A 6,257-nucleotide genomic window follows, 5' to 3' on the forward strand; every position below is an offset into this window, starting at 1 on the left:
GAGGGAGGCAGCGGTGAAGGTTCTCGTTACCGGAGCGACGGGGTTCGTCGGCGCCTGGACGGCCAAGGCTGCCCAGGACGACGGTCATCAGGTGCGTTTCCTGGTCCGCAATCCTGACCGGCTGCGCACCAGCGCCGAGCAGATCGGTGTGGACATCAGCGACTACGTCGTCGGCGATATCGCGGACCCGAAGTCCACTGCGGCCGCGTTGGACGGTTGTGATGCGGTGATCCATTGTGCTGCAATGGTTTCCACAGATCCACACCGCGCCGACGAGATGCTGATCACCAATCTCGAGGGAGCGCGCAATGTTCTGGGCGCGGCGGTGGCAGCGAAACTGGACCCGATCATCCATGTCTCGAGTTTCACCGCGATCTTCCGGCCCGGGCTCGACGTGCTGCACGCCGACCTGCCCATCGCCGGTGGGTCGGATGGGTACGGCCGGTCGAAAGCACTGGTCGAGGCCTACGCACGGGGTTTGCAGGACGCCGGAGCGCCCGTGAACATCACGTACCCCGGCATGGTGCTCGGGCCGCCGGCCGGGGATCAGTTCGGCGAAGCCGCCGACGGCGTCGAGGCCTCGGTCAAGATGCGCGGTGTGCCAGGCCGCAGCGCCGCCTGGATCGTGGTCGACGTCCGTGACCTGGCTGCATTGCACGTGGCGCTACTCGAGCCGGGCCAGGGCCCGCGCCGGTACATGGCCGGTGGGCCACGAATTCCGGTGGGCGACTTGGCTTCCCTGATCGGCTCGGCGGCAGATCGCGGTCTGCTGGTGTACCCGGTACCCGATACCGCACTGCGGGTGGTGGGCAAGGTGTTCGACGTCATCGGTGACCAGCTGCCCTTCGAGACACCGATCAACTCTGCGGCCATGCAGTACTACACGCAGATGCCCGAATCCGATGATTCACCGGCCGAACGGGATTTCGGCATCGTCTTGCGCGATCCAGCGGAAACCATCACCGACACCGCGGCGGGACTGCGCAAGGTCGGCCGGCTCTAGGCAGTGTCGATGGGCGCTGGGTGGGTACCACGCAGACGTGACATCGACACTCGAGCTCACGGTCTGTGACCCACGCACCGGCGAACCGGTGTCCCGGCTGCCCATCGCCGACGCCGCTACCTGCACGCATGCGGTCAAGCGGGCCCGGACTGCGGCCGCCTCCTGGGCACGCACCCCGGCCGCCGAACGCGGTGCGGCGCTGTCCGCGGCCGCCCGAGTGGTCAAGGCCGCGTCCGACGAGCTCGCCGAACTGAACGAGCGGGAGACCGGCAAGACCAGAGCCGACGCGCTGGGCGGCGTGGAAGCCGGTGCCGCAACCCTGGTGCAGTACGCCGAACTCGGGCCCCTGCACCGCGGGCGCGCGCTGCAGGGTGGCTGGTCGGCGACCGACCTGATGGTGCCCCAACCGCGTGGTGTCGTCGTGGTGCTGACCCCCTGGAACGACCCCGTCGCCGTGGCAGCCGGCCTCCTCGGCGCGGCGTTGGCCACCGGAAACACGGTGGTGCACAAGCCCAGTGAGCGTTGCCCGAGAACCGGCAGACGCTTCGCCGAACTCGTGGCCGGCCACTTGCCGGACGGGGTCCTCGAGATCGTCGACGGAGACGCGTCAGTAGGTGCACGACTGGCCGGCGACGGTGCCGTCGACGTGGTGGCCCATGTCGGCAGCAGCGTCACCGGACGTGCCATCGCAGTGGCCTGCGCGCAACGCGGTGCGAAAGCGTTGTTGGAGAACGGGGGTAACGACGCACTCATCGTGGACGACGGTGTCGATCCGCGGTGGGCGGCCAACCAGGCAGCCCTCGGATCGTTCGCCAATGCGGGTCAGATCTGCGTGTCCATCGAGCGGATCTACGTCGTCGAATCCGTCGCAGCGGACTTCACGGCAGCGCTGGTGGAGGAAGCCCACGACTGGGCCGAGCGCATCGGTCCCCTGGTCGATCAACGTCAGGTGGAGCACGTGCACCGCCATGTCACCGATGCCCTCACCCGCGGCGCCCAGCTGCTCACCGGCGGGCAACCCCCGCCGGGCCCGGGGAGCTTCTACCCGCCTACGGTGCTCTCCGACTGCACACCCGAGATGCTGCTCTTCCGTGAGGAGACTTTCGGGCCGGTGGCGCCGATGCGCATTACACCCGATTTCGAGACCGCCGTCGCGGAGGCCGCCGACGACCGTTACGGATTGTCGGCGTCGGTGCTGACCGCCGACATGGCCCGCGCGCAGGAAGCCTGGCGTTGCCTGCCCGTCGGCACCGTCAAGATCAACGCGGTGTTCGGCGGCGCTCCCGGCGGTGCCGCCCAGCCCCGCGGGGCCAGCGGCAGCGGCTACGGCTACGGCCCTGAACTCCTGGACGAGATGACCACGACCAAGGTCGTGCACTGGGGACCTCCGGGGCCGCTGACATGACGACAGACACGTTGACCGGTGACAAGCTCAAACGCCGCATCACCGGGCCGCTGCTGTTCCTGTTCATCCTCGGCGACGTCCTGGGCGCGGGAATTTACGCGCTGATGGGCGAACTGTCGGGCGACGTGGGTGGAGCGCTGTGGGCGCCGCTGCTGGTAGCGCTGCTGCTCGCCTTGCTCACCGCCGGCTCCTACGCCGAACTCGTCACCAAGTACCCCCAAGCCGGCGGTGCTGCCGTGTTCGCCGAACGCGCGTTCCGACGGCCGGTGATCTCGTTCCTGGTCGGATTCTGCATGTTGGCCGCCGGAGTGACCAGCGCAGCCGGGTTGGCCCTGGCTTTCAGCGGCGAATACCTCACCACGTTCGTCGATGTACCGCCCGGCGCGGCGGCAGTGGTGTTCCTGGCGCTGATCGCATGCCTGAACGCGCGGGGGATCAGCGAATCGGTCAAGAGCAATGTCGTGATGACGGCCATCGAACTGAGCGGCCTGCTGATCGTCATCGTGGTGGTCGCGATCATGATGGGCGGCGGACGCGGTGACATCGGCCGGGCCGGGCAGTTCCCCGACGACACCACACCGGCCTTGGCGATCCTGGCCGGCGCGATCGTCGCCTACTACTCCTTCGTCGGCTTCGAGACCTCGGCCAACGTTGCCGAGGAGATCCGCGATCCGAGCAGGGTGTATCCGGCCGCGTTGTTCGGGGCGTTGCTCACCGCGGGCGTCGTCTACGCCGCAGTGGGGGTCGCCAGTGCCATCGCTCTGGCGCCCGAGGAACTCTCGGCCTCATCGGGTCCGCTGCTGGCTGTGGTGGATGCTTCCGGTGTCGCCGTACCGAGTTGGTTGTTCAGTGCCATCGCCCTGGTTGCGGTGGCCAACGGTGCGCTGCTGACCATGATCATGGCCAGCCGGTTGACCTACGGCATGGCCGAACATGGTTTGTTGCCCGGTGTGTTGAGCCGCGTGCTGCCACAGCGGCGGACACCATGGGTCGCCATTGTCGTCACCACGGGGGTGGCCATGGTGCTCACGCTCATCGGTGATCTGGGCACACTGGCCGAGACGGTGGTTCTGCTCCTGCTGTTCGTGTTCATCTCCACCAACGTCTCGGTACTGGTCCTTCGTCGTGACACGGTGGAGCACAACCACTTTCGTGTGTGGACGTTCGTTCCGGTACTGGGTGTGCTCTCGTGTGTGCTGCTTCTGACCCAGCAGTCGGCGCAGGTGTGGTTGTTCGCCGCCATACTCGTCGGGGTTGGAGCCGTGCTGTACCTCCTCGCACGGGTGGCCTCCCGGCCGGAAGCGCGCAGCTGATGCTCAGTCGCGCGCCAGGATTGCACCGAGGCGGCGTTCCAGGTCCACATAGGTGTCATCCCCGACGTCGTACACCACCTTGTGGATTCGCCCGCCGCTGAAGGCAAAACCACTGGCGTACTCTCTGGACACCGGATCCGCGCTGTCCCGGCCGACGGCCAGCCCCTCACCGGCTAGTGCGTAATGACCGCTCTGAGTGCGAAATTCAGCGCTGGTGATCGCCTCGTCGTCGATGTGCAGGGTCATGGTCCCCAGGGTTTCGCGCTGTGGCGATATCGAGATCTTGTCGAATGACACCCCGACGATGTGTCTTCCCGGCGCCGGTGCGGAGACGGCCAGCGTCTGCTCGGGAGCGATGCCCAGGAAGTTGTACACGAATCGAAGGTCACCGTCCTTGACGAACAACGAATAGCCGCCGAAACGTGAGCCCTGCGAGACGATCACACCCTGTGTCTCGCTGCTGAACTCGACGTCGGCGAGGATCTTGAACGACGAACCCAGCGTCCGCGCACCGGATGCCTCGGGAATCTCGCTGGTGTCCGGGTAGTAAACATAACGACGGTCCGGGGGTGGTGCCACCTTGTATTCCAGCTCGTGGATACCGTCCACGCCGTAGTCGTTGAGCGGCAGCACATTGTTGCGTTCGGCTTCGGCCATCCACAACGCCGCGAGTTCGCGGACCTTGTCCGGATTCTCTGCGGCGAGGTCGTGTGCTTCCGAGCGGTCGACGTCGGTGTGGAAGAGTTGCCAGCGGTCCTGGTCGAATTGACCCCTGTCGATCATCGGGCCGTGCTCGGTGGAGACCTTCCAGCCTCGGTGCCACAGCCCGCGGGTGCTCAGCATTTCGTAGTACTGCGTTTCTTTGCGTGTCTCGGAGCGCGCGTCGTCGAAGCTGTACCGCATCGAAACTCCCGACAGGGGAGTCTGAGGTGCTCCGTCGACGATATCGGGCATCGTGAGTCCGCAGCACTCGAGGATGGTGGGCACGATGTCGGTGCAGTGGTGATACTGGTCGCGTAGTTCACCCTTGGATCGGAAACCTCTGGGCCAGTGGATGATCAGGGGATCGGCGGTACCTCCGGCATACTGCGAGTAGCGCTTGAACATGCGGTAGGGCGTGCTGAAGGCCACCGCCCAGCCGGTGGGGTAGTGGTTGTAGGTCTCGGGCGACCCCAGTTTGTCGAGCATCGCCAGGTTCTCCTCGACCGTGTCGGGATAACCGTTGAAGAAGCGGTTCTCGTTGACCGAGCCGTTGGGACTTCCCTCTCCGGAAGCGCCGTTGTCGGCGCAGTAGAAGATCAGTGTGTTGTCCAGCTGGCCGGATTCCTCGAGATAGTCGATCACGCGTCCGATCTGCACATCGGTGTATTCCGAAAGCGCCGCATACACTTCCGCCATGCGGCAGAACAGCTTTCGCTCGTCCTCACTCAACGATTCCCAGGGCCGTACGCTGTCACCTTCGATGAAGGTGCCCGGCGCCATCGGATTCAGCTCGGTCAACTCCGTTCCCGGCGGCAGCACCCCCTTGGCGATCATCTTCTCGAGCACCCACTCGCGGTAGGCCTCGTATCCGTCGTCGAATTGGCCCTTGTACTTGTCGATGTAGTCCTGGGGGGCATGGTGTGGAGCATGATTGGCGCCCGGGCAGTACCACATGTACCACGGCTTGTCCGGTCGCGATTGCTTACTGTCGCGGATGAAACCGATCGCTTTGTCGGCGATGTCTTTTGAGAAGTGGTAGCCGTCCTCCGGGAGGTAAGGCTGTTCGACGAAATGGTTGTCCTCGATGAGTTCCGGATACCACTGATTGGTTTCGCCGCCGATGAACCCGTAGAAGCGGTCATACCCCAGGCCGAGCGGCCAGTGTTTGCGATTCGCGCCGATGTCGAAGGCATCAACCGGGACGTTGTGGTTCTTGCCCACCCAGAATGTGCTCCAGCCGGCATCACGCAGCACCGTGGCAATGGTGGCATTCTCGCGGGGGATATGACCCGAGTAGCCGGGGAACCCGGCTGCCGACTCTGCGATGGTGCCGAAACCATTCTGATGATGGTTGCGTCCGGTGAGCATGGTGGAACGGGTAGGTGAGCAGACCGATGTCGTGTGCCATTGCGTGTAGGTCAGTCCATTGGCGGCCAACCGGTCCAGCGTCGGCATCTGGATGCGCCCGCCGTAGGTGGACCAGGCTGCGCACCCCGTGTCGTCGTAGAGGATGACGAGCACATTGGGGGCGTCCGGCGGAGCCTTCTGGTCCAGGAAGGCGCCCCAGTCGGGTTCCGAGTCGCGAATGTCGACGGAGATCTTGCCTTCGAACTGTCTGCCCATGGTTTCCCCCAGCGGTGATCAGCGACTCTGCTCGGGTCTCATTGTCGGGCAGTTTCCCGGATGTGTGGGTGAGAGCGGTTGTTTGCCGACGGAGGTGTCACCGATGCCCTGAGACATCGCACCGATTTGTCGGTGGGTGGATCTAGTATCGAACACATGTTCGATGACTTGTTGGATCCGGCGACCTGCGGGGAAATCACCCGCGCGCAGA

At 65.1% G+C, this 6,257-nt stretch carries 4 protein-coding genes; 3 read left to right on the forward strand and 1 reads right to left on the reverse strand.

Annotated elements, in window-relative coordinates:
- Positions 1 to 13 precede the first annotated feature (13 nt).
- From AC3A6P_RS28375 to AC3A6P_RS28385, 3 genes are read left to right on the forward strand one after another with little or no spacing between them, the layout of a single operon-like run.
- Entirely contained in the window at positions 14 to 1,003 is a 990-nt protein-coding gene (locus tag AC3A6P_RS28375; protein ID WP_487695594.1) for an NAD-dependent epimerase/dehydratase family protein, read from the forward strand.
- A 37-nt stretch (positions 1,004 to 1,040) separates the two neighbouring features.
- Complete coding sequence (locus tag AC3A6P_RS28380) at positions 1,041 to 2,408, forward strand: aldehyde dehydrogenase family protein (RefSeq protein WP_487695595.1); 1,368 nt, start codon at positions 1,041 to 1,043, stop codon at positions 2,406 to 2,408.
- Positions 2,405 to 3,721 (forward strand): APC family permease, encoded by a 1,317-nt coding sequence (locus AC3A6P_RS28385; protein ID WP_487695597.1) that lies wholly within the window; start codon positions 2,405 to 2,407, stop codon positions 3,719 to 3,721. The genes AC3A6P_RS28380 and AC3A6P_RS28385 overlap by 4 nt, the downstream gene beginning before the upstream one ends.
- 3 nt (positions 3,722 to 3,724) lie before the next feature.
- On the opposite strand, the gene AC3A6P_RS28390 is transcribed toward AC3A6P_RS28385, so the two are convergent.
- Positions 3,725 to 6,046: an arylsulfatase gene (locus AC3A6P_RS28390; RefSeq protein WP_487695598.1), complete on the reverse strand. Its 2,322-nt coding sequence runs from the start codon at positions 6,044 to 6,046 to the stop codon at positions 3,725 to 3,727.
- Positions 6,047 to 6,257 lie beyond the last annotated feature (211 nt).

It is taken from the genome of Mycobacterium sp. Soil_C_30 (assembly GCF_057656995.1).